Raw genomic sequence first — 23131 nt, forward strand, 5'->3', positions numbered from 1 at the left:
GTGAGTGAGGGCCCGGGACCCCGCAAGGGGTTCCGGGCCCTCGCGCGCACAGGGAGCACTCAGCCGTTGGCGAGCGCCTGCACCCTGTCGAGCGCGCCGTTGAACTTGTTGTGGTCCCCGACCGTCGGGCCCGTCGAGGTGTACTGCCACATCGTCTGGACGCCCCAGCCGGCCGGCAGCTCGCCCGGAGAGGTGTTGTATCGCGCGATCCACAGCGGGTTGTTGACGGCGAAGCCGCCGTAGTTGCCCGTGCACTGCTTCCACCAGCTGGTGGCCGTGTAGATCACCGCGTGGCGTCCGGTGCGCGCCTTGTACTGGTTCAGGAAGTCGCGGATCCAGGTGACCATCGCGGACTGGGACTTGCCGAAGCAGGCCGCCCCGTACGGATTCCACTCGATGTCGAGCGCGCCCGGCAGCGTCTTGCCGTCGCGCGACCAGCCGCCGCCGTTGTCCACGAAGTAGTTGGCCTGGGTGGCGCCGCTCGTGGTGTCGGGCGTCGCGAAGTGGTAGGCGCCGCGGATCATGCCCACGTTGTACGAACCGTTGTACTGCTGGGCGAAGTAGGGGTTCTTGTAGTACGTCCCCTCGGTGGCCTTCACGTAGGACCACTTCACGCCGCTGTTCCAGAGCGTCGCCCAGGCGACGTTGCCCTGGTGGCTGCTGACGTCGACGCCTTCGGTCTGTACGGCGCCGCCGGAGGGCGGCAGACTGCCCTGCCCGTCGTGCTCGATGACGCCCTGCCCCATGCGGGCGCTGCCGCGGGCCGGGATGTCGTCGCCGTCGGCGGCCTGCGCGGCGCCGGGCAGGGTGATGAGGAGGGAGAGGGCGGAGAGGACTGAGAGCAGGATTCCGGCCGCTGACCAGCGAGAGCGGCGGGGCGTTCCGGGTCTGTGCACGGGCATGCGTGCCTCCGAAGGCCTCGAATGAGCTCGATGGAGCTCGTGGGGGGACCTGTCGACAGGTTCGTGGTGTGAACATGTCATTCACGACGCTACGCACGTAGACCCGGGGCTGGGAAGGGGGTCCGGTCTCTGCCGTTGGTCTACTCCTGCGGCGGTGTCCTCGGCGTGGCCCCCCAGGGCGTTGCGAAATACTGGTCGAGCTGCGGCGATGGGCCGACGCGGACGTCTGCCGCCGTGCGGGGCGGAAACTTTTCATGATCCGGAAAGAAAGCGTGCCATGGGTGCTGAAGTGCACGAGGGCGGGAACGACGGTGGGGCCGACGTGAACCAGGAGGGCGTCCACCGGCTGGTCGACCGTGAGTTCCTCTCCCTGGAGCGTGAGTTGACGCTGCTCCTGCGCCGGGCACGCGCCTCGTCCGGGGAGATGGCGCGCCAGGTCCACCCCGACCTGGAGCCCGCCGCGTACGGCCTCCTGGTCTGCCTCGACGACTCGGGCCCGCAGCGGGCCACCGCTCTCGCCGCGTACATCGGCGTCGGCAAGGCGACGATGAGCCGTCAGCTGCGCGCCCTGGAGGAGCTCGGCCTGGTCGCCCGCGAGCCCGACCCCGCCGACGGGCGAGCCTGGCTGGTCCATCTCACGGAGGAGGGCGGGCGCCGCTTCCGCGAGGTCCGTACGGGACGCAGGGAGCAGTACGTACGGAAGCTGTCCGGCTGGGACCGGGCGGAGGTGGCGGAACTGGCCCGCCTGCTGCACCAGCTGAACGAGTCGCCGGAGTCCTGAGGGCCGGAGTGCTGAGAGCCGGAGCCCTGAGGGATGGAGCCTTGACGGCCGGAGTGCTGAGAGCCGGAGTCCCCAGGGCGCCTCAGGGCCGTCACAACTCCGCGTAGACGACAGCCGCGTCGTCATGCCGCTTGCCCCGCGGGAACGCCGTGCCCTCCGGGTCCGCGCGCTCCAACTCCCGCACCCGGTCCACCAGGCGCTGCGGCCCGTCCTTCCGCAGCAGCTCGAAGCACTCCGTCCAGTCGCCCGCGCGGAACGTCTCGACCCAGCGGCCGACCCCGTCCGTCAGGGCCGCCACCGCCGTCACCTCGGCGCGCGGCCGCGTGCCGGTGACCGCCCGCGCCGCCGCCGACGGATCGGCGGCCGCCGTGAAGAAGCCGTCCTCCGCGTTGCGCAGGGCCTCGACCGCGGCGCCGTACGCCTGGCCCGCGACCTCGCGTTCGGCCGAACCGCGCGGCAGCGCGCGCACCGCGTCACGCATCGCGCGGATCCTCGGCGGCAGCTGTGCGAGGCGCTCGTCGAGCACCGGAGTGACCCGGCCGTCCGCGCCCGCCACCAGGAGGGCGGAGTCGGAGAGGACGAGGTGCTCGACCTGCTCGTCGTCCCAACGCACCAGAACCACGGTGGCCTGAGGCGTACGCGGGTGAGAAAGGTCACAGGTTTGACAATGGGCCTCCGCGGTGCGCACGATCGCCGCCGCGAGGATCTCTGAGAGCGTCATATCCCGTCGTGAAACGGACAGTTCCCCCAGCGCGCCCCCGAGTCGCGCCGTGAACCAAGGGACGGAATGCAGACAACCGTCGTCTCCGGCAGGTGGAGTCACCCCGTCCAGGAGGATCAGCGATCCGCCCTGTCCGGCCGCGGGAAGCGTCACCGCGGCATAGTCCTCGTTGGGGCGTGCGGGGTCTCCGGGCTCGATGGCGAGTTCGATACGCATTCAGTCAGTCTGCACGAGGCCTTCACAAGGTCGTCCGGAGACGGCAGGCGACCGGGGGTTGGCCCGGACCAGCAGGTCAGAAGCCGGATTTCAGTCGGAATGATCGCTTCCGACGGCGTGTGGCGGCGCATCCTGCCAAAGCCTGCGGTCGACGTCCAACCGGCGCACCGTGGCCGGGACTTTCGGTCCCGGTCGGGACTTGCTCGCCAACTCCCCGCCGATGTTCACTCCTTCGGGTGGCCAGGCATGTGATGCACGACTGCCACCCATCGGCACTGGAAGGGTCAGGAGCCGTACCGGGGGGCGCGTGTGTTGACGGATCGTCACCCGGGCCCATGGGCAGACGAAAAACAAGAATGCGAGCACCGGTGCAGAAGATGCGGCCTGGGCGCAAGGGCAAGCAGACGGCTCCTGAAGGGGCCACGCCGGGCGCGACCACCCCTACAGAGCGCTCGCCCGAGCCCACAGCGGGAGCGAACGCGGCGGGGGAGCAGCACACCGCCCCCGGCGTGACGGCTCCTGACGGCTCGAATCCCACGGGGAACTCCGCGGGGAGCACTGCGGGGAACTCCGCCGAGCAGCCTGCCGCGAAGCCCGCCGACGCAGGCCCCTCGAATCCCTCGAAGCCCGTGAAGTCGGTCAACTCCAAGCCCACCGCACGCGTGCGCAATCGGCTGATCGTCGCCGTCGCCGTGGTGGCCGCCGCGATCGCCGGGGCCGGAGCGCCCGCCGTCGTCGCCGCATCCGGGCAACTGAGCGACGCGCAGCGCCTGGTGACCCTCGCCGAGCGCACCCAGGACGCCGTGTCCCTCGGCCACTCGCTGGCCGACGAGCGCGACGAGGTCACCTCGTTCATCGCGGCGGGCCGCCCGCAGGGCAAGGGGCTCTCCGAGAGCCGCAGCGCCCGCGTCGACCGCCAGATCGAGGAGCTGCGCACGGCCGACGCGCCGGCCGGCCTGCGGGGGGGCCTCGCCGACATCGGCGCCGTGCGCAGAGCGGCGCTCACCGGCAAGAGCACCGCTCTGGAAGCCCACACGGCGTACTCGAACGTCATCACCGAGCTGCACGGCCTCACCCGCGAACTCGCCGAGAAGACCCCGCCGCGCGCGGGCTCCGGCGGCTACGCCCTCGCCGACCTCGACCACGCCGTCGAGCAGGCCGCGAGCGCCCGCGGCCTGCTCCTGGCCAGCCTCGCCGTCCCGCGCTCCACCGAGACGAGCACCGCCGTCGACCCCGTCACCGGCCTGCCCACCACGGTCGTCGACGAGTCCTCCGCCGACAGCAGGCGCCGCGACGGCCTCAGCGCCGCGGGCCAGCAGGCCCACGTCCGGGAGCAGGCGGCCCTCGCCGACTTCCGGGACGCGGCCACGGACCGCGCCCGCACGACGTACGACTCGACGGTCACGGGCCACGAGGTGACGACGGCCGAGAAGTACCTCACGCGCCTCACCGACCAGCCCGCGCTCTCCACCGCCGAGCTGGACTACGACCGCAAGAAGCTCGACGCCGCGCTCTCCGCCCGCATCGAGATGATGCGCGGCGCCGAGTCCGCGCTCACGGTGCAGCGCACCAAGGACCTCGCCGCGCTGCGCGACGACGACGTGACGGCCCTGGAGATCCGCGTCGCGCTCGTCGGCGTCATCCTGCTCGTCGCGGTGGGCGTCACCATGGGGATGGCCCGCAGCCTGACCCGCCCGCTCGCCGTCCTGCGCATCGGCTCGGCCCGCCTGGCCACCGAGCCCGCGCCCCAGGAGCCGATCCGCTTCACGGGCCGCGACGACGAGTTCGCCCAGGTCGTACGGTCCGTCAACGCGCTGCACGAGCACGCGGCCGGCCTCACCGAGCGCCTCACCACGCTCGAAGCGGACCGCAAGCACCTCATCGGGCAGCGCCAGTCCATGGCCGACGAGCGCGAGACCCTGCGCGCCGAACTGGCCGAGGCCTCCGCCCACCTGGAGCGGGTGCGCCAGTCCATCCACGGCACGTTCGTCAATCTGGCGCTGCGCACCCTCGGCCTGGTCGAGCGGCAGCTGGCCGTCATCGAGAACCTCGAGGACCGCGAGCAGGACCCGGACCGCCTCGCCACGCTCTTCAAGCTCGACCACTTCGCCACGGTCATGCGCCGCCACAGCGAGAACCTCCTGGTCCTCGCGGGCGCCGAGCACGGGCATCAGCACCCGGGCCCGGTCCCGCTGGTCGACGTCGCGCGCGCCGCCGTCAGCGAGATCGAGCGGTACGAGCGCGTGCGCATCGCCACGCTGCCGCCGCACGCGCACGTCGCGGGCTTCGCCGCGGACGACATCAGCCACCTGCTCGCCGAACTCCTGGAGAACGCGACCTCGTTCTCGCCGCCGGACGCCTCCGTCGAGGTCTCCGGATGGCTCCTGGAGAGCGGCGAGGTCATGCTCTCCGTGCAGGACGAGGGCATAGGGGTGACCGAGGACCGCCTGGAGGAGCTCAACTCCCGCCTCGCGGACTTCCGTCCCGACGACGCGTACGACCAGGAGAGCGGCGACGGCCTGGGGCTCGGCCTCTATGTCGTGGCCCGGCTCGCCGCGCGGCACGGGGCGCGGGTCCGGCTGCGCGAGCAGAAGCAGGGCGGCGTCGCGGCGGTCGTGGTCCTGCCGAAGGCGATCCTCGCCGCGGCGCCCGCGGTGGGGGCGCCGCCGGTGGGTGTCCCGGTCGCCGGGGCCGCTCCCGCGGTGCATCTGCCCGGCTCGGAAGCCGAGGCGAACTCCAACGTGCTGCCGGGGCGTTCGGCGGGGAACGCCGTCGTGACGGCCGGGGCGGATCCGCTGATCGCCGCCGCGGAGCAGGCCGTACGCGAGGCGGAGCCCGAGGCCGAGCCCAAGCCCGAGCCGGAGGCCGCCGAGCCCGAGCTTGAGCCTGCGCCCGAGGCCGCCGAGCCCCGGCCCGAGCCCGAGCCCGAAGCCTCGCCCGAGACGACCATGGAGCTCGTCCCTCCGCCGGCCCCGGAAGCCCAGGCAGCCCCGGAAGCCCCGAAGGCGCCGGAAGCCGACCCCGAGCCCGCCCCGGAGCCCGAAGCCGCCCCCGCCGCCAAGTGGGAGCGCGTCACCGACAAGGGCCTCCCCAAGCGCACGCCCAAGATCACCGCGCCCGAGCCCACCGTGCCCAGGGCGCGCAGCGGCTCCGTGGACGCCGAAGCGCTGCGCAAGCGGCTCGGGGGCTTCCACCAGGGAGCCATCAGCGGTCGTCGCGACGTGGAGGCCGAGCTGACCGAACGTACCGAAGAGACCAAAAACATGGGGGACACAGTCGAGGAGGCAAGTAGTTGACTGCGCCCATGCGCTCGCCCAGTTCTTCCGCCGGCAGTAAGTCCACCGGCAGCTCCACCGCCGGAGGCACGTCCGCCGCGTTCGGACTGAGCAGCGAAGCACGCAACCTGCACTGGCTGCTGACGAACCTCGTCGAGGAGGTGCCAGGGCTGCTCTCGGTCGCGGTGGTCTCCTCCGACGGGCTGCTCCTGCTCTCCTCCGACCCCGCACGCAACAACGAGCAGGCGGTCGACAACAGTTCGGGCCCCAAGGGCTCCAGCGCGGACCTCGCCACCATCGTGTCCGGCCTCGGCTCCCTCTGCATCGGCGCGGGCAAGCTGATGGACGCGGGCGCGGTCAAGCAGACCGTCGTGGCCATGGAGGAGGGCAGCCTCTTCGTGATGTCGATCAGCGACGGCTCGCTGCTCGGCGTGCACGCGACCCCGGACTGCGACATGAGCGTCGTCGCGTACCACATGGCGCTCTTCGTCGGACGCGCCGGGCATGTCCTCACCCCCGAACTCCGCAGTGAACTGCGCCAGTCGATGGAGAGCGTCCGATGAGCAGTAAGCCCGGCAAACTGCCCCAGCGGGGTGGCGACCGCAAACCCGCACGCGTGCGCCCGTACTCGCTCACCGGCGGGCGCACCCGCTTCGGCCACGTCCTGCTCGTCGAGACGTTCGTGGCCGCGCTCGAGGCCCCCGAGGAGCGCCTCGAACTGCCGCAGGGCAACCTCTCCACCCGTGTCATGCCGGAGATGCGGGCCATCGTCGAGATCTGCCGCCGTATGCGTACGGTCGCGGAGATCTCCGCGCTCCTGAAGATGCCGCTCGGTGTGGTCCGCGTCCTGCTGAGCGACCTCGCAGACCAGGGAAAGATCCGCGTGTACGGAACGGGCCACGGCCCGGGACAGCCGGACCGCGCACTGCTCGAAAGGGTGCTGAGTGGACTCCGCCGTCTCTGAACTCCGCCATCCGGGGCCCGACCCGGACGAGAACCTCCAAGCCTGGCAGACGGACCGCACCCGGGCCCCGATCGCGACGAAGATCGTGGTGGCGGGCGGCTTCGGCGTCGGCAAGACGACCCTGGTCACCGCGGTCTCCGAGATCACGCCCCTCCAGACGGAGGCGCTGATGACGCAGGCGAGCGAGGCCACGGACGACCTCACGTCGACCCCGGACAAGACCACGACCACGGTCGCCATGGACTTCGGCCGGATCACGCTCGACGACGACCTCGTGCTCTACCTCTTCGGCACGCCGGGGCAGCAGCGCTTCTGGTTCATGTGGGACGACCTGGTGCGCGGCGCGATCGGCGCCGTCGTCCTCGCCGACACCCGCAGGCTCCCCGACTGCTTCCCCGCGCTCGACTACTTCGAGAGCTGCGGTCTGCCGTACATCGTGGCCGTCAACCACTTCGACGGCACCGAGGAGTTCGAGCCCGCGGACGTCCGCGACGCGCTGACGATCCCGCCGCACATACCGGTGCTGATCATGGACGCGCGGCAGCGGATCTCGGTGATCGAGTCCCTGCTGTCGCTGGTCGGCCACGCCCTCGCAGCAACCCCCGAATAGCTTTCTCAGCTTTCAGTACCCCGTAGGAGAAGCAGCCGCATGCGGAAGATACTCGTCGTCGGAGCCGGTCAGGCCGGGCTCCAGATCGCTCTCGGACTCCAGTCGCAGGGGTACGAGGTCACCCTGATGTCCAACCGCACGGCGGACGAGGTCCGGTCCGGCCGCGTGATGTCCACGCAGTGCATGTTCCACACGGCGCTCCAGCACGAGCGGGACCTGAAGGTGAACTTCTGGGAGTCCCAGGCCCCCAAGATCGAGGGTCTGGGCGTCTCGGTCGCCGGGCCCGACTCGTCCCGCGCCATCGACTGGGTCGGCAAGCTGGACGGCTTCGCCCAGTCCGTCGACCAGCGCGTGAAGATGGCGGGCTGGATGGAGACGTTCGCGCAGCGGGGCGGCCAGCTGGTCATCCACGGCGCGGCGGTCTCGGACCTCGACTACTTCTCGCGCACGTACGACCTGGTGCTCATCTCCGCGGGCAAGGGCGAGCTCGTCTCGATGTTCGAGCGCGACGCCTCGCGCTCCCCCTACGACGCACCGCAGCGCGCCCTGGCCGTCGCGTACGTCCACGGGATGGGCCCGCGGCCCGAGCACCCCGAGTTCGACGCGGTGCGCTGCAACCTGGTGCCGGGCGTCGGCGAGCTCTTCGTCATGCCGACCCTCACGACCTCCGGGCGCGCCGACATCCTGTTCTGGGAGGGCGTGCCCGGCGGCCCGCTGGACGTCTTCCAGGGGGTCAAGGACCCCTCGGAGCACCTGGCGCTGACGCTCGAACTCCTGGAGAAGTTCACGCCGTGGGAGTACGCGCGCGCGACGAAGGTCGAGCTGACGGATGCGGGCGGCACCCTGTCGGGCCGCTACGCACCGACCGTGCGCAAGCCGATCGGGCAACTGCCGGGCGGCGGCCTGGTCCTGGGCGTCGCCGACGTGGTCGTGGCGAACGACCCGATCACGGGCCAGGGCTCCAACTCGGCCTCCAAGTGCGCGGCGTCGTACCTCGGCTCGATCATCGAGCACGGCGACAAGCCGTTCGACGCGGACTGGATGCAGACGACGTTCGACCGGTACTGGGAGACGGCCCAGCACGTCACCAAGTGGACGAACGCGATGCTGTCGCCGCCGCCGGAGCACGTCCTGAACCTGATCGGCGCGGCAGGCCAGCTCCAGCCGGCCGCAGACCGCTTCGCGAACGGCTTCAACGACCCGTCGGACTTCGAGAACTTCTTCTACGACCCCGAGAAGACGGGCGCGTACCTGGGCTCCCTTTCCGGCGCCTGACGGTCATCCGTCAGCCGCCCTCGGCCAGGAGTTCATCGAACCGGGCCCAGCCCTCCCAGGTCCAGACGTCGGTGTCCGGGTCCGCGCGCAGGGGCACGAAGCGGCCGAGCTCGAAGTCGTCCGAGCCGGCGGACACGTCGAACCAGTGTTCGTCGGCGACTTCGGTTCCCAGGCCCACCGTTCGGGCGGTCAGCCGGACCAGGAGTTTCACTCCGGTCGCCGCCGACAGGTCCTTGCCCTGGATCTGCACGAGAGGCAGTGCGGTGAGCGGGGCGTCGACGGGAATCCAGACCGTGAAGGGGGCCCCGCGCTCCACCGCGAGCCAGGCCCGCTCGTCGGCCCGCTCGCCCTTCTCGTCCAGGACCTGGAGCCACTTCTTGTAGATGACCCGGCTGTCGTCGTACGGGGAGTTCTCCAGGTAGCGCAGATGCGCACGGGCTCGCAGATCGACCACTGAGAGGTTGTCGAAGTGGTTGTAGAAGCGCACCGCGATCACCGCGTCTTCGGGGTCGTGCTCCGCCGCCACCGGGAAGTCGGCGGTGCGCCCCGGCGAAATGCTGGCCCGCCGACGCCAGACGAACGGGCGTAGCGCGAACATCTTGACCAGGACGATCCCCAGGAGCACCGCCGGTACCAGCGCCCCGGTCACCGAGGCGAAGGTGGCAAGGAGCGCGTGCGAGAGGCTGCCCGGCTCGGGGTTGAGGCTGTCCGTGCCGACGCAGGCCCGCAGCGCCGCGAGAGCGATGTCGAGCAGCCCCTCCACGTCGCCGAACCGCTCACCGAGCCCCCGTGCCGACTCCTCGGTGAGCGTCCAGGCCACCGCTATGGCTACGGCGAGGCCGGCCAGTGCACCCAGCGCCATGAGCATCAGGGCATGGACCGTCCGCCCGGCGATCCACCAGCGAACCGATGTCCGATGCCGGGGATGCGCCGAGGGGCGCTGGACCAGCCGCGGCGAGGGTCTCAACTCCAGCTCCCTGAAAGCTTGTTGGCGTGATGGAGAGGGTTCTTTCCCGGTAGTCGATCCAGTCAACCCCTGGGTGCCTGGTGGCCCGTCGTCCCCGGGCGGGTAGACCCGGTGTGGAAGGCTGTGTCCGCCGCACGATCCGATCCTGAAGGGTGTTGGCCGTGAAGGACCGAAGCCTCAAAGCGCTGGGCCTGGACGAGGTTCCGGCCAAGCGCCCCCTCACGTACCCCGGTCGCCCGGCCGCCGAGCCCGCCCTGCTCTCCGGCGACGAGCTGCTGTCGCTGGATGTGCGGCGCCTGCGGCTCGGCGACTGGTACGTGTCCCGGGGGCGGCGCCTGGACGAGACACTGCTCGATCTCGGCCAGGCGAGCGCGGGGCGTCGCCACCCGGTCATCGCGGTGGGCTCCAACGCCTCCCCCGGCCAGGTCAGCTACAAGCTCACCCGTCTCGGCATCCCGGCGACGGTCCCGATGGTGCCGGTACGGGTCCGGGGCGTGGGCATCGGTTGCTCGGGACACATCAGTCCGGCCGGCTATGTCGCGGCCACCCCGTACATCGACCGGTCCGCGCGGGGCACGCTCGTGGTGACCTGGCTCGACGCCGCCCAGCTGAAGGCTGTCGACGACACCGAGTTCCCCGACTACCGGCGAGCGATACTGCCCGGCGACGAGTTCGACATGACGATGCCTTCCGGGGAGCGGCTCGGCGGCGCGTACATCTACTTCAGCGCGCACGGGGTCCTCGCGGGCCCTGACGGGCGGCCCAGACCCGGCGGCGGCGACCAGTCCACGCTGCTCGCCGCGTTGCTCGCCGAATCAGCGGAGCTGCGGGAGCTCCTCGGCCCCGATCCGGCCACCTGGGTGGCGAGGGCGGGCGCGGATCCGGCGGTGCGCGAGCGCGGCACGGCGATCTTCGGCGCGGCGGGCAGGGTTCTCCCGCAGAGCGACTTCCTGCCCTACCTGGACGACTCCAGCGACCTGCGGCTCTACGACGACCTGCCTCCGCTGGCCGGCTCCATCCCGTCGATGACCTAGTCGATGACCCAGTGGGGGAGCCGACCCCTTACGCGGGCGGCGCGCCTGCCCTGCTGTAGCCCGTGTCGCCGCCCTTCGTCGCCCCGCGCGGCAGCTTCGGAGGGGTGTAGCCCTTCATCGCCTTGGCCGATGGGTCGGGGCGCACGGCTCCCAGCAGGGGGTTCGCCGCGATGGGGGAGACCTTGACGCGGGAGCCGGGGCGCGGGGCCTGGATCACCATGCCGTCGCCCAGGTACAGCGCGACGTGCGTGGCCTTGGGGAAGTACACGATCAGGTCGCCAGGCCGCAGCTTGCGCAGGGACACCCGCCGCAGCTGCGCCCACTGCTCCTGCGAAGTGCGCGGGATCGTCTTCCCCGCCGCCGCCCACGCCTTCGAGGTGAGCCCCGAGCAGTCGAAGGAGGACGGCCCCTCCGCGCCCCACTTGTACGGCTTCCCGATCTGCCGCACCGCGTAGTCCAGCGCCTCGTCCCCCCGGCGCGAGGGCGGCCGGGAGGGCGCTGCCGACCCGGGGGAGCCGCTCAGGGAGCCCGAGGCGAGGAACTTCTTCTGCGCCGCGGCCATCCCCTCCTCCTCGGCCCGCGCCAGCTCCTCCAGTTGCTCCGAGCTCAGCGAGGCGAGCAGTTCCTCCACCTCCTTCAGCTGATCCCGGACCGTGTCCCGCGCCGTCTTCTGCCGGGCGGCGAGCGCGACCTGGGTCTCCAGGGCGGTCCTTGCGTCGGCCGCCAGCGCCGATGCCTTCTTCTCGCCGCCCACCAGGCGGTCCACCGTCGCGGCGCGCTCCGCCGCCACCCGCCCGATCACATGCCCCTGGTCGATGGCCTGCTGTGGGTTGCGGGCGAGCAGGAGGCGTACGTAGGGGGAGATCTCCGTGGTGCCCTGGTACTGCTGGCGGGCGAAGCGGCCCGCCGCGCCGCGGCTGTCGTGCACCGACGTCCGCGCGCGGGCCAGGCTGCCGTTCAGGCGGGTGACCTCGGCGCGCTGGTCCTTGAGCTTCTCGGCGGTCGCGTTGTACGTCTCCGTCGACTCCTCGGCCTTCCGGTACAGCTCCTGAAGGTCGGTCAGGAGCTCGGAGACCGGGCGCTGCCCGGTGCCGTCGGGGCCCGGCACGGCGACCGCCGGAGAAGCCGTCGCCAGCAGCGCCCCGACCGCCGCTCCCGTACCGACCCACCGCAGCAGCCTGCCTGACATGCCATCACCTCCGGTGCGCGGCGGCGGCTCCGCCCCGCACCGCGAGCATCGGCCGCCCCGGCGGCGCCCGCCTCCCGAAGGTGCGCGGGTTGGCGCAATACGGTCACTCGTCCAGGGCTCCACGGCGCGGCGCGCTTGCCCCGGGCGGCCGCTCAGCCCGGTGCGTCCGGCTTCGACCACGGCCACTTCAGTCCGGGCTTGGCCTGGTCGCCCTCGGCGTCGTACTCGTACGTCCAGCCCTGGTGCAGCCCGAGCCGCTTCCCGCCCGCCCTGGCCGCCCGGCGGTACACCAGCACGGTCGGCGGGCCGCCCGCCTCGTCCGGCACCGGGACCCGGTAGACCTTCGGGGGGTGGCCGGTCGGGCCGAGCAGGATGGGCAGGACGCGGCCGTCCAGGGGGCCACCCACGAAGGGGGTGTCTTCGCTCTTCACCCGGCCAGTGTCACAGCAGGCGGGGGCCACGCGTCACAGCAGGTGCGCCGCGTCGCTCACCACGGGCAGCACCCGCCGGGCGAGCGAGCCCGCGGGTCCGTCGGCCGTCTCCAGGGCAAGGGCGCCCCGAACCGCCTCCGCGGTCTGCGGGTCGCGGCCCGCCGAGGCCACGAGGACCGCCATGAACTGCTCGACGAGCCAGTCCCGCAGCTCGTCGAGCGGCGGCTGCTTCTCCTCGTCCAGCCAGATCAGGGACGCCGCCTCGACGGAGGTGATCCACATCCGCACGGTCATCCGCAGCCGCGGGCCCCTGGCTCCCACGACCTCCAGGTGCGCGAGTATGTGCTCGGCGGCCGTCCTGCGCACCTCGTCCACGATGGCGGTCGTCCGCGAGGTCTCCACGACGCTGCCGCCCTGGAGCAGCGCGCTGAACCCCGCGTCGTGCTGGTCGACGAAGGCGAGGTAGCGGTCGAGCGCGTTCGCCAGGCGCTGGGTGAGCGGGCCCTCGGGCGGCTCGGCGAAGCACTGCTCCAGCTCGTCGGCGGCGGAGCGCAGCGCGGCCTCGTACAACTGCTGCTTGCCGCCCGGGAAGTAGCGGTAGACGAGCGGCCGGGAGACTCCGGCCGCCTCCGCGACGTCGTCGAGGGAGACCTCGTCGGGTGCGCGCACCGCGAAGAGGGACAGGGCGGCCTCTTTGAGCTGCCGCTGCCGCTCTTCGACACTGAGGCGCCGGTACGCGCGGGTGGGAGCAGGCGAGGTCATGCCCCGCAGCGTAACCGTCCTTTCGAACAGGCGCCCCGGAACCCTGCGTACCCTCTTCGCTACGCCAGCAGTCCCGAGCTCTTCCACAGCCGCCGTCCGGCGCCGCGCAGCACCCCGATGTCGTCCAGGAAGTCCGTCAGGCGCTTGGCCCCGGTCTGCATGATCTCGCGGCGGTGGGGGCTCGCCTTGACCTGGGCCATGGCCGCGCGCTTGTCCAGGCCCACGTTCGTGTAGACGTCGGGGTTGATGAAGGCGATGGAGAAGACGCGGGCGAACTCGCCCGAGGTGAGCCGGGTGAACTCCTGGGACCAGCGCGGCGCGGTCACCATCTGGCGGCGCAGCTCCTCACGGGCGTACCGCACATGGCGGGCCTCCTCCACGACGTGGATGCGCGTGACACCGCGCACGAGGGTCTGGACGCGCTCGTCCGGGAACGTCAGGCGCTGCATCCAGTCGAGGATCTCCTCGCCGAGCAGCGTCGCCGTGAACGAACCGGGCGTCGTCGAGATGGTCTTGAAGAGCCGGCCGAGGTTCCGGTGCACGGTGCTGACCGGGTAGTACGGCGTGTCCCCGCGCTGGATCAGGCGCGCGAACATCTTCGAGTGCCGGCACTCGTCCTCGATCTCCGTCAGGGCGTACCGCACATGGGCGCTCGTGGCCGGCTTGTCGTAGATGTGCCGCACGAGCAGCTGCATCAGGATCAGTTCGAACCAGATCCCGAGGGATGCGAGCGCCGCCGCCTCGTGCTGGGAGAGCGCGATGCGCTGCTCCTCGCTCATCCGCCGCCACATCGGCGTGCCGTACAGGGACACCAGCTCCGGGGGCCAGAACCACTTGCCCGCCTCGAAGGGCGCCTCCCAGTCCAGCTCCTTGTCGGGGTCGAAGGAGTGCTTGGCGGAGGAGTCGAGCAGCCGCTCGGCCACCTGTTCCCGGTCCTTGAGCAGTCCCAGCGCGTCCCGCAGCCCTTCGATCGCCGCGTCCTCCGTGATGGTCGTCATGACTCTGCCCCTGCCTCGTCGTCAGAGTTACCGGCGGTCACGACTTATGAGACTGCCTGTCAGCAAGGGCGTCAATCCCTTGCGCACGACTTGTTGACCCCGCGTCTACGAACGTGTGAGCCTGCCAACTACCACGTGCCAACCACCAACTGGTACAGGGCAGTCGAAGGCAGTCGAAAGCCGCACGGGGGATTCACGAGGGATTACGGAGAGACCGAGGCCACTTCTTAGGAGCCGTCAGTGTCGACGCACGAGCTGTACACACACGCCCCGGACGAGACCACCTGGCAGATACCGGCGACCGGCGCGGCCCGCTTCAGCTGGGAGTACGACGAGGGCCGCGCCCGGCTCCTCGCCCTCTACCAGAAGGGCAAGGACAAGCAGTGGGACGGTGCCAAGCGCATCGACTGGGGCCTGGAGGTCGACCCGCACGACCCCCTGGGCACCCCCGACGAGTCCATGTCGCTCTACGGCACCCGCCACTGGGCCAAGATGACCGACCGGGACAAGGGCGAGCTGCGCAAGCACTACGCCTCCTGGCAGTTCAGCCAGTTCCTGCACGGCGAGCAGGGCGCGATGGTGTGCGCGGCGCGCATCGTGGAGTCCGTCCCCGACCTGGACGCGAAGTTCTACTCCGCGACCCAGACCATGGACGAGGCACGGCACGCGGAGGTCTACGGCCGCTTCCTGCACGACAAGATCGGCATGCTCTACCCGATCAACGACAACCTCCGGTCGCTGCTCGGCGACACCCTGCGCGACTCCCGCTGGGACATGCCCTACCTGGGCATGCAGGTCCTGATCGAGGGGTTGGCCCTGGCCGCCTTCGGCATGATCCGCGACACGACGGACAAGCCCCTGCCGAAGCAGATCCTCGCCTACGTCATGCAGGACGAGGCCCGGCACGTGGCCTTCGGCCGCATGGCCCTGCGCGACTACTACAAGCAGCTCTCCGACGCGGAACTGCGCGAGCGCGAGGAATTCGTCATCGAGGGCTGCTATTTGATGCGCGACCGGCTGCGCGGCGTCGAGGTCCTGGAGAACTTCGGCATTCCGAAGGCCGAGGCCGAGGAGTGCAGCGAGAACTCCGAGTTCCTCGCCCTTTTCCGGCAGCTGCTCTTCAGCCGCATCGTGCCGTGCGTCAAGGACATCGGCCTGTGGGGCAAGCGGCTCCAGCAGGCGTACGTGGACATGGGCGTGTTCGACATGGGCAACGCCAACCTCGACCAGCTGATGGCGCAGGACGAGGAGATCGCCGAGAAGCTGGACGCGGAGCGGTTCGCGGCGGAGGAGGGCGAGCGGGTCGGGGAGGTCGAGGACATGATCGCCTCCGGGGGCGCCCCGAACCCCTGACGCCCCGGACCCCTGACGCCCCGGGCCCCTGACGCTCCGAACCTCTGACGCACGGGTGGAGGCAGTGTTCTACGACCCGTCCAGCACCGCCTCCATCACCGCCTTCGCGACCGGCGCCGCGCTCCCGCCGCCGCTGATGTCCCCGCGGTCCGCCGCCGCGTCCTCGACCACCACCGCCACCGCCACCGACGGCTGCGCGTCGCCGGACTTCTGGGCCCAGGAGATGAACCAGGCGTACGGCGTGCCGGAGTTGTCGATGCCGTGCTGGGCCGTGCCCGTCTTGCCGCCCACCGTCACGCCGGGGATCGCCGCGTTGCCGCCGGTGCCCTCCTCGACCACGTCGGTCATCAGCTCCCGCAGCTGCATCGCCGTGGCCGGGTTCATCGCCTGGTGGAGGGTCTGGGGGCCGGTGTTCGCCACCACGTCGCCGTCGTCCGTCGTGGTCTCGTCCACCAGGTAAGGGGACTCGACCTGGCCGCCGTTGGCCACCGCGGCCGAGACCATCGCCATCTGCAGCGGCGTCGCCCTCGTGTCGTACTGGCCGATGGCGGAGAGCGCCAGCTGCGCGTCGTCCATCGAGGTGTCGAAGTTGCTCGCCGCCACCGATGCCGGAATCTTCAGGCCGCTGTCGTTGAAGCCGAAGTTCCGTGCCGTGCCCAGCATGTCGCTCAGGCCGGTGTCCGCGCCCAGCTTGGCGAAGACCGTGTTGCAGGACCACTCGAAGGCGTAGCGCAGGGGCGCGTTCGTACAGCCCTCGACCTCGTTCGTCAGCTGCGTGCTCGTGCCGGGCAGCGTGTACGGATTGGGCGACTTGGTGGCGGCGTCCAGGTCCGTGACCGTACCGGCGTCCAGGGCCGCCGCGGCGGTCACCACCTTGAACGTGGAGCCGGGCGGGTACGTCTGGCGGATCGCCCGGTTCAGCATCGGCTTGTCGGAGCTGCCGTTCAGGGAAGCCCAGGACCGCGCCACCGCCGCACTGGTGCCGGAGAGCCGCTCGGGATCGTACGAAGGCGTGCTGACCAGGGCGAGGATCTTGCCCGTCGACGGCTCGATCGCGGCGACCGCCCCCTTCTTGCCGCCGAGCCCGGCGTACGCGGCCTGCTGCGCCGCCGCCTTGATGGTGGTCCGCACCTGGCCGCCGGGGTTCTGGGCGCGGCTGATGTCGTTCCACAGGGGGAGCGGGGCGAGCATCGGGTCGGTGCCGGAGAGGATGTCGTCCTCGGCGTTCTCCAGGAGGGTCGTGCCGTAGACCTGCGAGGCGTAGCCGGTCACGGGGGCGTACAACGGGCCGTTCTTGTACGTCCGTTCATAGCGGAGCTGCTCCCCGGTGTCCTTGGACCCGGTGACCGCGCGGCCGTCGACCATGATGTCGCCGCGCGGCTGGCCGAACCGGGCGATGGCCTGGCGGCGGTTGGCGGGGTTGTCCTCGAAGTGCTCGGACTGGACGACCTGGACGCGGGTCGCGTTCACGAGCAGGGCGATCAGGAGCAGCGCGCAGAACGCGGCGGCATGCCGGATGTACCGCGTCACGCGTCCTCCTTCAGGGCGCCGACCGGGCCGACCTGTCCGCCCGGGCCGACGGGCTGGTCGCGGGCCGAGTCGCTGAGCCGGATCAGGAGCGCCACGATGATCCAGTTGGTGACGACCGACGAGCCGCCCTGCGCGAGGAACGGCATCGCCATGCCGGTCAGCGGGATGAGCCCGCTCACCCCGCCCGCGATCACGAACACCTGGAGCGCGACGATCGAGGCGAGCCCGACCGCGAGCAGCCGCCCGAAGGAGTCCCGCAGGGCGAGTCCCGCCCGGTAGCCGCGCTCCACCAGGAGCGCGTAGAGCAGGAAGATCGCGGCGAGTCCCGCGAGGCCCAGCTCCTCGCCCGCCGTCGCCAGGATGAAGTCGGACTTGGCGGCGAAGCCGATGAGGATGGAGTGCCCGAGCCCCAGGCCGGTGCCGAGCATGCCGCCTGCCGCGAACGCGAAGAGGGACTGCGCCAGTTGGTTGGGTCCCTCGCCCGCGTCGATCGAGGCGAAGGGGTGCAGCCAGTCCTCGACGCGGCTGTGCACGTGGGGTTCCAGCGAGCCCACCACGAACGCGCCGAACCCGGCGAGCACCAGGCCGACCGCGATCCAGCCGGTGCGTCCCGTGGCGACGTACAGCAGGATCACGAAGAGCCCGAAGAAGAGCAGCGAGGTGCCGAGGTCCCGTTCGAGGACGAGGACCCCCACGCTCAGGAGCCAGATCGCGACGATCGGCCCGAGCACGCGCCCGGTCGGCAGCTGGAGCTTCGTCAGCCTCCAGACCGTACGGCCGGTGTAGGCGAGGGCGTTGCGGTTGGCGGCCAGATAGCTGGCGAAGAAGATCGCGAGCAGGATCTTCGCGAACTCGCCGGGCTGGATGGAGAATCCGCCGACCCTGATCCAGATCCGGGCGCCGTTCACGGCGGGGAAGAAGATCGGCACGATCATCAGGACGAGCGCGGAGACGACACAGATGTACGCGTACCGCTGGAGGACCCGGTGGTCGCGCAGGAAGACCACGAAGCCGATGAAGAGCGCCACGCCGACGGTGGACCAGACGAGTTGCGTGGGCGCCGCCGCGTCCCCGGGGGTCTCCAGGTCGAGCCGGTAGATCAGGACCAGGCCCAGGCCGTTGAGGAGCACGGCGATCGGCAGGAGCAGCGGATCGGCGTACGGCGCGCGGAAGCGGACCGCGAGATGGGCCAGGAGCGCGAGCACGCCGAGCCCGGCGCCGTAACCTGCGGCGCCGGGCGGGACGGTGCCGTTCTTGGCGAGGCCGACGTCGCAGTAGCCGTAGACCGAGAGCAGGACGGCCACGACGATCAGGGCGACTTCGGTGCCACGGCGCCGGGGTACGCGAACAGCGGGGACGGACGGGGGCGCCGCTGCTGTTCCGGTCATGCCCGGAACGTAGCAAGCGATAGGCCCCAATGTCCGTTTATGTCACCGTGTGCTTGTGGTGCGTCAGCACCAGCGCGGTGCGGGCCCGATGTTGGCGATGTAGTGCGCGGCACCCCATGCCCAGGTGCCGTTGGTGAGCAGGTACCAGCGGTTGTTGCCGCTCACGTGGTCGCCGGTCGTCTTGCAGTAGATGGAGACGACCTTGCCGTACGGCACGCTGCGGATCACCTTGCTGCCCCGGTGGGGGGCGGTGCGCAGCAGCAGTCCGTGCCTGGCGGTGACGCGGCCCTTGTAGACGCGGGGGTGGTTGTTGGCGTCGTCGGCGCGGACGCTTTGGTGGCCGGTGGCGTCGTCGGCCGCGAAGGCGGGGCCGGTGACGGTGAGGGCTGCGAGCGCTCCGCCGGCGGCGAGTATGCCGAGCCGGGTCCTGGTCGCGGTGGGCCGAAGGGACATGGGGCCTCCTCTGGGGAAGGGCGGATGTGAAGCGGTCCGTAGGCCCCTGGGAAACGGGTCATAGGCCGCGATTCACAGTAAAATCGGCACGCTGCGCGCGCAAAAGGTCACGCGGCGTCAAACCGCCCCTCAGAGCGTCCCGTCGGAGCCTCTGGCACCGCTGCCCGCGGTCTCCTCGTAGGGCAGCGTCAGCGTCGCCACCGCCCCGCCGTCCGGTGCGTTCGTGAACGTGAGCCGCGCGCCGAGCACCGCCGTCTGGCCCAGCGCGATCGTCAGGCCGAGCCCGTGCCCCCGGGTCGTGCCCTCCGTGCGGAACCGCTGCGGCCCGTGTTCCACCAGGTAGTCCGGGTATCCGTCGCCGTGGTCGCGCACCGAGACCACGGGCCCGTCGACGGTGAGCACGATGGGCTGCCGCCCGTGCTTGTCCGCGTTGGCGACGAGGTTCCCGAGCACCCGCTCCAGGCGCCGCCGGTCGGTCACCACGCAGACGTCGCGTACGACGACCACCTCGGCACCGGCCCCCGAACCCCGCGCGGCACGCTCGGCCAGTGGGGCGAGATGGTGGTCGTCCAGGTCGACGCGCTCGCTCTTCGCGTCGAGCCGGGAGATCTCCAGGAGGTCCTCGGTGAGGGTGCGCAGCGCGGACACGCGGTCGCGCACCAGCTCCGTGGGCCGCCCCGGCGGCAGCAGCTCGGCCGCAGCGTGCAGGCCGGTCAGCGGTGTGCGCAGCTCGTGCGCCACGTCCGCGGTGAACCGCTGCTCGCTCTGGAGCTTGCCCTGCAGCGAGGACGCCATCGTGTCGAGGGCGCCGGAGACCGCCGCCACCTCGTCCTGGCGGCGCGAGGGCTCGCGGGTGCGCGGGTCGTTCACGCGCGCGTCGAGGTCGCCCGCGCTGATCCGGCGCGCCACCGTCGCCGTCTGGTGCAGGCGCCGCGTCACGCGTGTCACGGCGAACGCCCCGACCAGGAGCGTCGCCCCGATCGCGAGGACGGACGAGCCGAGGATCGCCCGGTCGAGTCCGTCGATGGTGCGGGCGCCCTGGGCGTAGTCGACCTGGACGGCGATGGCCCGCCCGTCCTTGGCGGGCCCCGCGGCCCACATCGTCGGCCGGGAGTCCCGCGCGGCGACCATCGTCCCGCGCTCACCGCCCGCCGCGAGCTCCCGCAGCCGCTCGGGAAGGCCGGCCGGGTCGACCCCCGCGCCGGGGCCGAGGTCGTCGCCCGCCTCGAACGCCTCGGTGGCGTCGTCGAGCCGGGTCAGCGCGTGGTCGCGGGCCTGGCCCACGGTCTGGTTGGTCACCGAGACGTGGACGAGCGCGCCCAGCAGCGCGGCCAGCGCGCAGCACATGACGGTGATGAAGACCGCTGCCTTCCAGGTCAGCGTCGCCGTCCAGGCGGGAAGCCGCGGCCCGCGCGGCAGCCGGTGGCTCATGGGCTTTCGCCGGGGGAGGCGGCCGGGGGACGGGTGCTGGCGGCAGGCTCGGGCTTGCGCTTGGGCTTCTTCGACGGCGCGTTCGGGGAGCGCACGATCTCGTCGGTCGTCGGCAGCATGGTCTTCTGGTGGGCGTCCCAGGACCACACGGTGCGGTACTCGTAGCCCGGCATGCCGGAGACGGCGCGGACGATCACCTCATGACCGGCGAGCTCGACGCCGAGCACCGCGTCCCCCATCTCCATGATCTGCGTCAGCTTCCGCTTCTCCACGGCGTAGGCGCGGATGTCCAGATTCTCGGCGTGCCCCCGGGGCAGCCGGATGCCGATGATGAGGTCGTCCTTGCCGTCGCCGGTGAGATCGCGGTAGTAGGCGTCGAGGACGGGGCACTCGTCGTCGCCCGCGTGGCTCGTGTCGCACGAGGCGAGCCGCTGGACCGTCTGCTTGTAGACCTCGTCCGAACGGCTGTACATCCCCGGGTTCTTGTCGAAGTCCGCCTTGGCGACGGTGACCGGATCGACCTTGCGGAGATTGCCGTCCGGCACGTCCACGCCCTTGACCTGCACGCTCTCTATCGTTCCGTAGTCCTCGGCGGGCGCCGACGGAGGCGGCAGCTTCGGCCAGAGCCGGGTGGGCGCCTCCGCGGTGGGCGTCGCTCCCGCGCCGCGCAGGTCGCCGGGGTCGCCGCAGCCCGCGGCCAGCAGGGCCGCGGACAGGGCGAGGCCCGCGGCGAGCGCGAGACGGCTGCGGTGCACGGCACTCCTGCCTGCCGGAGGAGCGGCCCGGGGGCGGCTCGGTCGCGGCGCGAGGTTCGGTTGCGGCGCCGCGGGGTCCGGCTACGGCGCGAGGTCGGCGTAGAGAATGATGTTGTCGGTGCGGTGACCGTCCTTGATGGGCCCACCACAGGTCAGCAGGCGCAGCTCGGGCCGGTCGGTCGCCCCATACACCTTATGGGTGGGGAAGTTCTTTTTGTCCACCTGCTCTATCTCGCGCACCTTGAACGTCGCGGTACTTCCGTCCGCTCGCGGCACCTCGATCTCGTCCCCCATTCTCACCTTCGCCACGTTCTTCATCAGCGCGGGCCCCCGCGCGGTGTCGTAGTGCGCCACCAGGACGGCCGCCCCCTTCTCGCCCGGGGTGACACCTCCGGTCCACCACCCGGGCTCCTCCGCCTTGTCCACCGGCGGCACGTCGAGCGCGCCATCCGCGCCCACACCGAGGTCGAGCATCGACGTGGCGTCGACACCGGCCGCCGGTATCCGCAGGCCCGTGGGGCGGGACTTCTCCAGCGGGGCGTGGGGCCGGGCGGCGGGCGCGGCCACGGCGTTGTCGACCTTGACGTCGGGCGCCGGGGTGCCGGAGCCCTGGCCGCAGGCGATCAGGCCGATACCGAGGGCTGCGGTCAGGGTGGCGGCGGCCGCGATGCGGGCGGTGTGGCGGTGCTTGGCGGGGACGGGGGCGGGTGCGGGGGTCTCTTCGGTGGGGGTGCTCACAGCGGCTCCTGCGGGGTACGTGGGGGAGGGGGCTCAGGCGTCGGTGCGGCCGCGGCGCAGCATCGCGTACCCGAGACCGGCCGCACCGGCCGCCGCCATGGCCCCGCCGGCGGCGATGAACACCGGGTCGCCGCCGTGGAACCCCTCGGTGCCGGCCTTGACGCCGCCCTCGGGCGCGGCCGGCGCGACCGTCCTCGTGTCCGCGGCGTGCGCCGGTGAGTCCGCGACGGCGGCCACGGCCGGCATGAGGAGTGCGCCGCCGGCGACGGTGGTCACGGCGGCGGCACGGAGGAGGGAGTGGCGGCGACGGGTGCTCACGGCGGTCCTTACGGCTGGCGGCTGATCGCTGGGGAGAGCGAAAGGGCACCACCGAAGGTATATGTCCGCCATTGCGGCAATTCGTCGGCCAGGTAACAGCGGGCCATAACCGCGGGGGCGGTGCTGTTACGAGTGGCTCAACTTCCCCCGCTCAACTTCCTTCCGGGCCGCCCAGGTTCTTGCCGTAGGCATGTCCTTGCTGCTCCCATGGTCGGTGGGGTGATGGTGCAATGAGCGGACTGCGCGTCATACCGGCCTGGCGGCACGGGCAAGAGCGGTTGTACGTCTGCCTCGCGGACGGCAGGAACGTCGCGTGGTACGAGAGGGACGCGTCCCGCGTGAACCTGCTCAGCGAGGACCACAGAGAAGCCGTCCTGCGCGCCCTTGCCCCCTTCTTGACCGGCGGTTTCTCGGTCGGCCCCCCATCCGTCCCCACCCCCGCCGAGCTGGCCCGCCTCGCCCTGCACCCGGACGACGACCTGGCCCCGAACCGCCCCGGCGAGGCACTCCTGATAGCCCTGGACCGCGACCCGGCGCCCGCCCGCAGGCTGCGCGCCGACCCCCGGCAGCGGGCGCTCGCCGCCGAGCAGGCCATCGGCGATGTGCTCGACGGCCTGGAGGGCGGCGGCTGGCACACCCTGCACTCGGTGCCGCTGCCGGGCGGCGCCCGCATCCACCACCTCCTGATCGGCCCCGGCGGCCTGTTCAGCGTGTACACGCTCGCCGCCCGCAAGCAGCGGGTCCGCGTCGCCGACCCGATGGTCGCGGTCGGCCGCGCGGACCCGCGTCCACTCCTGAGGGAGATCCGCGCCGCCGCCGACCGGGCGTCCTTCGCGCTGACGGCCGAGATCCGCCCGGTCCTCGCGCTGTCCGGGGCGGTGGACCTCGACGTGACCGCCCCGCCGCGCGAGGTGCGGATCGTGCGCGACGCGGCGGTGTCGGCCCTGGCGGGCATCGGCGGCGTACTGAAACCGGCCGATGTGGAGGCGCTGCACGCGATGGCGCGCGACCGGCACACGTGGCTGCGGGTCTAGTACCCC

23 protein-coding genes are annotated in these 23131 nt (G+C 71.6%); 9 read left to right on the forward strand and 14 right to left on the reverse strand.

Features of this window, described 5'->3' with window-relative positions; all coding sequences use genetic code 11:
- Nucleotides 1-59: 59 nt before the first annotated feature.
- Nucleotides 60-902, reverse strand: coding sequence for a lysozyme (locus ACZ6ZP_RS27865; protein WP_351163783.1), 843 nt, complete (start codon nucleotides 900-902; stop codon nucleotides 60-62).
- Between the two features lie 277 nt (nucleotides 903-1179).
- Between ACZ6ZP_RS27865 and ACZ6ZP_RS27870 the strand changes: the two genes are divergently transcribed.
- Nucleotides 1180-1683 carry a MarR family winged helix-turn-helix transcriptional regulator gene (locus ACZ6ZP_RS27870; RefSeq protein ID WP_351163785.1) on the forward strand — a complete coding sequence of 168 codons (504 nt, stop codon included), beginning with the start codon at nucleotides 1180-1182 and terminating at the stop codon, nucleotides 1681-1683.
- Between the two features lie 91 nt (nucleotides 1684-1774).
- Here ACZ6ZP_RS27870 and ACZ6ZP_RS27875 read toward each other — a convergent pair whose 3' ends face one another.
- A complete protein-coding gene (locus tag ACZ6ZP_RS27875; RefSeq protein ID WP_469408778.1) occupies nucleotides 1775-2620 on the reverse strand; it encodes a protein phosphatase 2C domain-containing protein in 846 nt (281 codons plus the stop codon).
- Between the two features lie 356 nt (nucleotides 2621-2976).
- Here ACZ6ZP_RS27875 and ACZ6ZP_RS27880 point away from each other — a divergent pair, with 356 nt between their 5' ends.
- Genes ACZ6ZP_RS27880 through ACZ6ZP_RS27900 form a run of 5 tightly spaced genes read left to right on the forward strand, consistent with a single transcriptional unit; the run spans nucleotide 2977 to nucleotide 8744 of the window.
- Nucleotides 2977-5916 carry a sensor histidine kinase gene (locus ACZ6ZP_RS27880; RefSeq protein WP_469408780.1) on the forward strand — a complete coding sequence of 980 codons (2940 nt, stop codon included), beginning with the start codon at nucleotides 2977-2979 and terminating at the stop codon, nucleotides 5914-5916.
- Nucleotides 5917-5924: 8 nt separating this feature from the next.
- Nucleotides 5925-6458: a roadblock/LC7 domain-containing protein gene (locus tag ACZ6ZP_RS27885; RefSeq protein ID WP_361464291.1), complete on the forward strand. Its 534-nt coding sequence runs from the start codon at nucleotides 5925-5927 to the stop codon at nucleotides 6456-6458.
- Nucleotides 6455-6859, forward strand: a complete 405-nt coding sequence (locus ACZ6ZP_RS27890; protein WP_351163789.1) for a DUF742 domain-containing protein — start codon at nucleotides 6455-6457, stop codon at nucleotides 6857-6859. Before ACZ6ZP_RS27885 ends, ACZ6ZP_RS27890 begins: the two co-directional genes overlap by 4 nt.
- Nucleotides 6840-7469 (forward strand): GTP-binding protein, encoded by a 630-nt coding sequence (locus tag ACZ6ZP_RS27895; protein ID WP_361464289.1) that lies wholly within the window; start codon nucleotides 6840-6842, stop codon nucleotides 7467-7469. The genes ACZ6ZP_RS27890 and ACZ6ZP_RS27895 overlap by 20 nt, the downstream gene beginning before the upstream one ends.
- 39 nt (nucleotides 7470-7508) lie before the next feature.
- Nucleotides 7509-8744, forward strand: coding sequence for a styrene monooxygenase/indole monooxygenase family protein (locus tag ACZ6ZP_RS27900; RefSeq protein WP_399979304.1), 1236 nt, complete (start codon nucleotides 7509-7511; stop codon nucleotides 8742-8744).
- Nucleotides 8745-8754: 10 nt separating this feature from the next.
- Here ACZ6ZP_RS27900 and ACZ6ZP_RS27905 read toward each other — a convergent pair whose 3' ends face one another.
- Complete coding sequence (locus ACZ6ZP_RS27905) at nucleotides 8755-9606, reverse strand: hypothetical protein (protein WP_469408782.1); 852 nt, start codon at nucleotides 9604-9606, stop codon at nucleotides 8755-8757.
- Between the two features lie 266 nt (nucleotides 9607-9872).
- Between ACZ6ZP_RS27905 and ACZ6ZP_RS27910 the strand changes: the two genes are divergently transcribed.
- Nucleotides 9873-10745: a hypothetical protein gene (locus ACZ6ZP_RS27910; protein ID WP_351163797.1), complete on the forward strand. Its 873-nt coding sequence runs from the start codon at nucleotides 9873-9875 to the stop codon at nucleotides 10743-10745.
- 28 nt (nucleotides 10746-10773) lie between these two features.
- Here ACZ6ZP_RS27910 and ACZ6ZP_RS27915 read toward each other — a convergent pair whose 3' ends face one another.
- From ACZ6ZP_RS27915 to ACZ6ZP_RS27930, 4 genes are all read right to left on the reverse strand, one after another.
- A complete protein-coding gene (locus tag ACZ6ZP_RS27915) occupies nucleotides 10774-11934 on the reverse strand; it encodes a C40 family peptidase (protein ID WP_469408784.1) in 1161 nt (386 codons plus the stop codon).
- Nucleotides 11935-12086: 152 nt separating this feature from the next.
- Nucleotides 12087-12365 (reverse strand): hypothetical protein, encoded by a 279-nt coding sequence (locus ACZ6ZP_RS27920; RefSeq protein WP_351163802.1) that lies wholly within the window; start codon nucleotides 12363-12365, stop codon nucleotides 12087-12089.
- Nucleotides 12366-12398: 33 nt separating this feature from the next.
- Nucleotides 12399-13127, reverse strand: a complete 729-nt coding sequence (locus tag ACZ6ZP_RS27925) for a TetR/AcrR family transcriptional regulator (RefSeq protein WP_249587782.1) — start codon at nucleotides 13125-13127, stop codon at nucleotides 12399-12401.
- 59 nt (nucleotides 13128-13186) lie between these two features.
- Nucleotides 13187-14125 (reverse strand): AurF N-oxygenase family protein, encoded by a 939-nt coding sequence (locus tag ACZ6ZP_RS27930; protein WP_351163804.1) that lies wholly within the window; start codon nucleotides 14123-14125, stop codon nucleotides 13187-13189.
- Nucleotides 14126-14365: 240 nt separating this feature from the next.
- Here ACZ6ZP_RS27930 and ACZ6ZP_RS27935 point away from each other — a divergent pair, with 240 nt between their 5' ends.
- The gene (locus ACZ6ZP_RS27935) at nucleotides 14366-15478 is read left to right on the forward strand and encodes a ferritin-like domain-containing protein (protein ID WP_366461218.1); all 1113 of its coding nucleotides are present in this window, start codon (nucleotides 14366-14368) and stop codon (nucleotides 15476-15478) included.
- A gap of 69 nt (nucleotides 15479-15547) precedes the next feature.
- Here the strand turns inward: ACZ6ZP_RS27935 and ACZ6ZP_RS27940 are convergent, their stop codons facing one another.
- The 7 genes from ACZ6ZP_RS27940 to ACZ6ZP_RS27970 form a co-directional block, all read right to left on the reverse strand.
- Nucleotides 15548-17008, reverse strand: coding sequence for a penicillin-binding transpeptidase domain-containing protein (locus ACZ6ZP_RS27940; protein ID WP_351163808.1), 1461 nt, complete (start codon nucleotides 17006-17008; stop codon nucleotides 15548-15550).
- A complete protein-coding gene (locus tag ACZ6ZP_RS27945) occupies nucleotides 17005-18396 on the reverse strand; it encodes an FtsW/RodA/SpoVE family cell cycle protein (protein WP_351163810.1) in 1392 nt (463 codons plus the stop codon). Before ACZ6ZP_RS27945 ends, ACZ6ZP_RS27940 begins: the two co-directional genes overlap by 4 nt.
- Before the next feature lie 63 nt (nucleotides 18397-18459).
- Nucleotides 18460-18849 (reverse strand): SH3 domain-containing protein, encoded by a 390-nt coding sequence (locus ACZ6ZP_RS27950; protein WP_351163813.1) that lies wholly within the window; start codon nucleotides 18847-18849, stop codon nucleotides 18460-18462.
- Between the two features lie 129 nt (nucleotides 18850-18978).
- Nucleotides 18979-20280, reverse strand: a complete 1302-nt coding sequence (locus tag ACZ6ZP_RS27955) for a HAMP domain-containing sensor histidine kinase (protein ID WP_361464276.1) — start codon at nucleotides 20278-20280, stop codon at nucleotides 18979-18981.
- Nucleotides 20277-21035, reverse strand: a complete 759-nt coding sequence (locus ACZ6ZP_RS27960; protein ID WP_469408786.1) for a hypothetical protein — start codon at nucleotides 21033-21035, stop codon at nucleotides 20277-20279. The genes ACZ6ZP_RS27955 and ACZ6ZP_RS27960 overlap by 4 nt, the downstream gene beginning before the upstream one ends.
- Nucleotides 21036-21116: 81 nt before the next feature.
- Entirely contained in the window at nucleotides 21117-21773 is a 657-nt protein-coding gene (locus ACZ6ZP_RS27965; RefSeq protein ID WP_351163819.1) for a class F sortase, read from the reverse strand.
- 33 nt (nucleotides 21774-21806) lie between these two features.
- Complete coding sequence (locus ACZ6ZP_RS27970) at nucleotides 21807-22091, reverse strand: hypothetical protein (protein ID WP_351163822.1); 285 nt, start codon at nucleotides 22089-22091, stop codon at nucleotides 21807-21809.
- Between the two features lie 230 nt (nucleotides 22092-22321).
- On the opposite strand from ACZ6ZP_RS27970, the gene ACZ6ZP_RS27975 reads away from it, so the two are divergent.
- Nucleotides 22322-23125 carry a nuclease-related domain-containing protein gene (locus ACZ6ZP_RS27975; RefSeq protein ID WP_351163825.1) on the forward strand — a complete coding sequence of 268 codons (804 nt, stop codon included), beginning with the start codon at nucleotides 22322-22324 and terminating at the stop codon, nucleotides 23123-23125.
- Nucleotides 23126-23131: the final 6 nt, after the last annotated feature.

It is taken from the genome of Streptomyces sp. NPDC054047 (assembly GCF_055585065.1).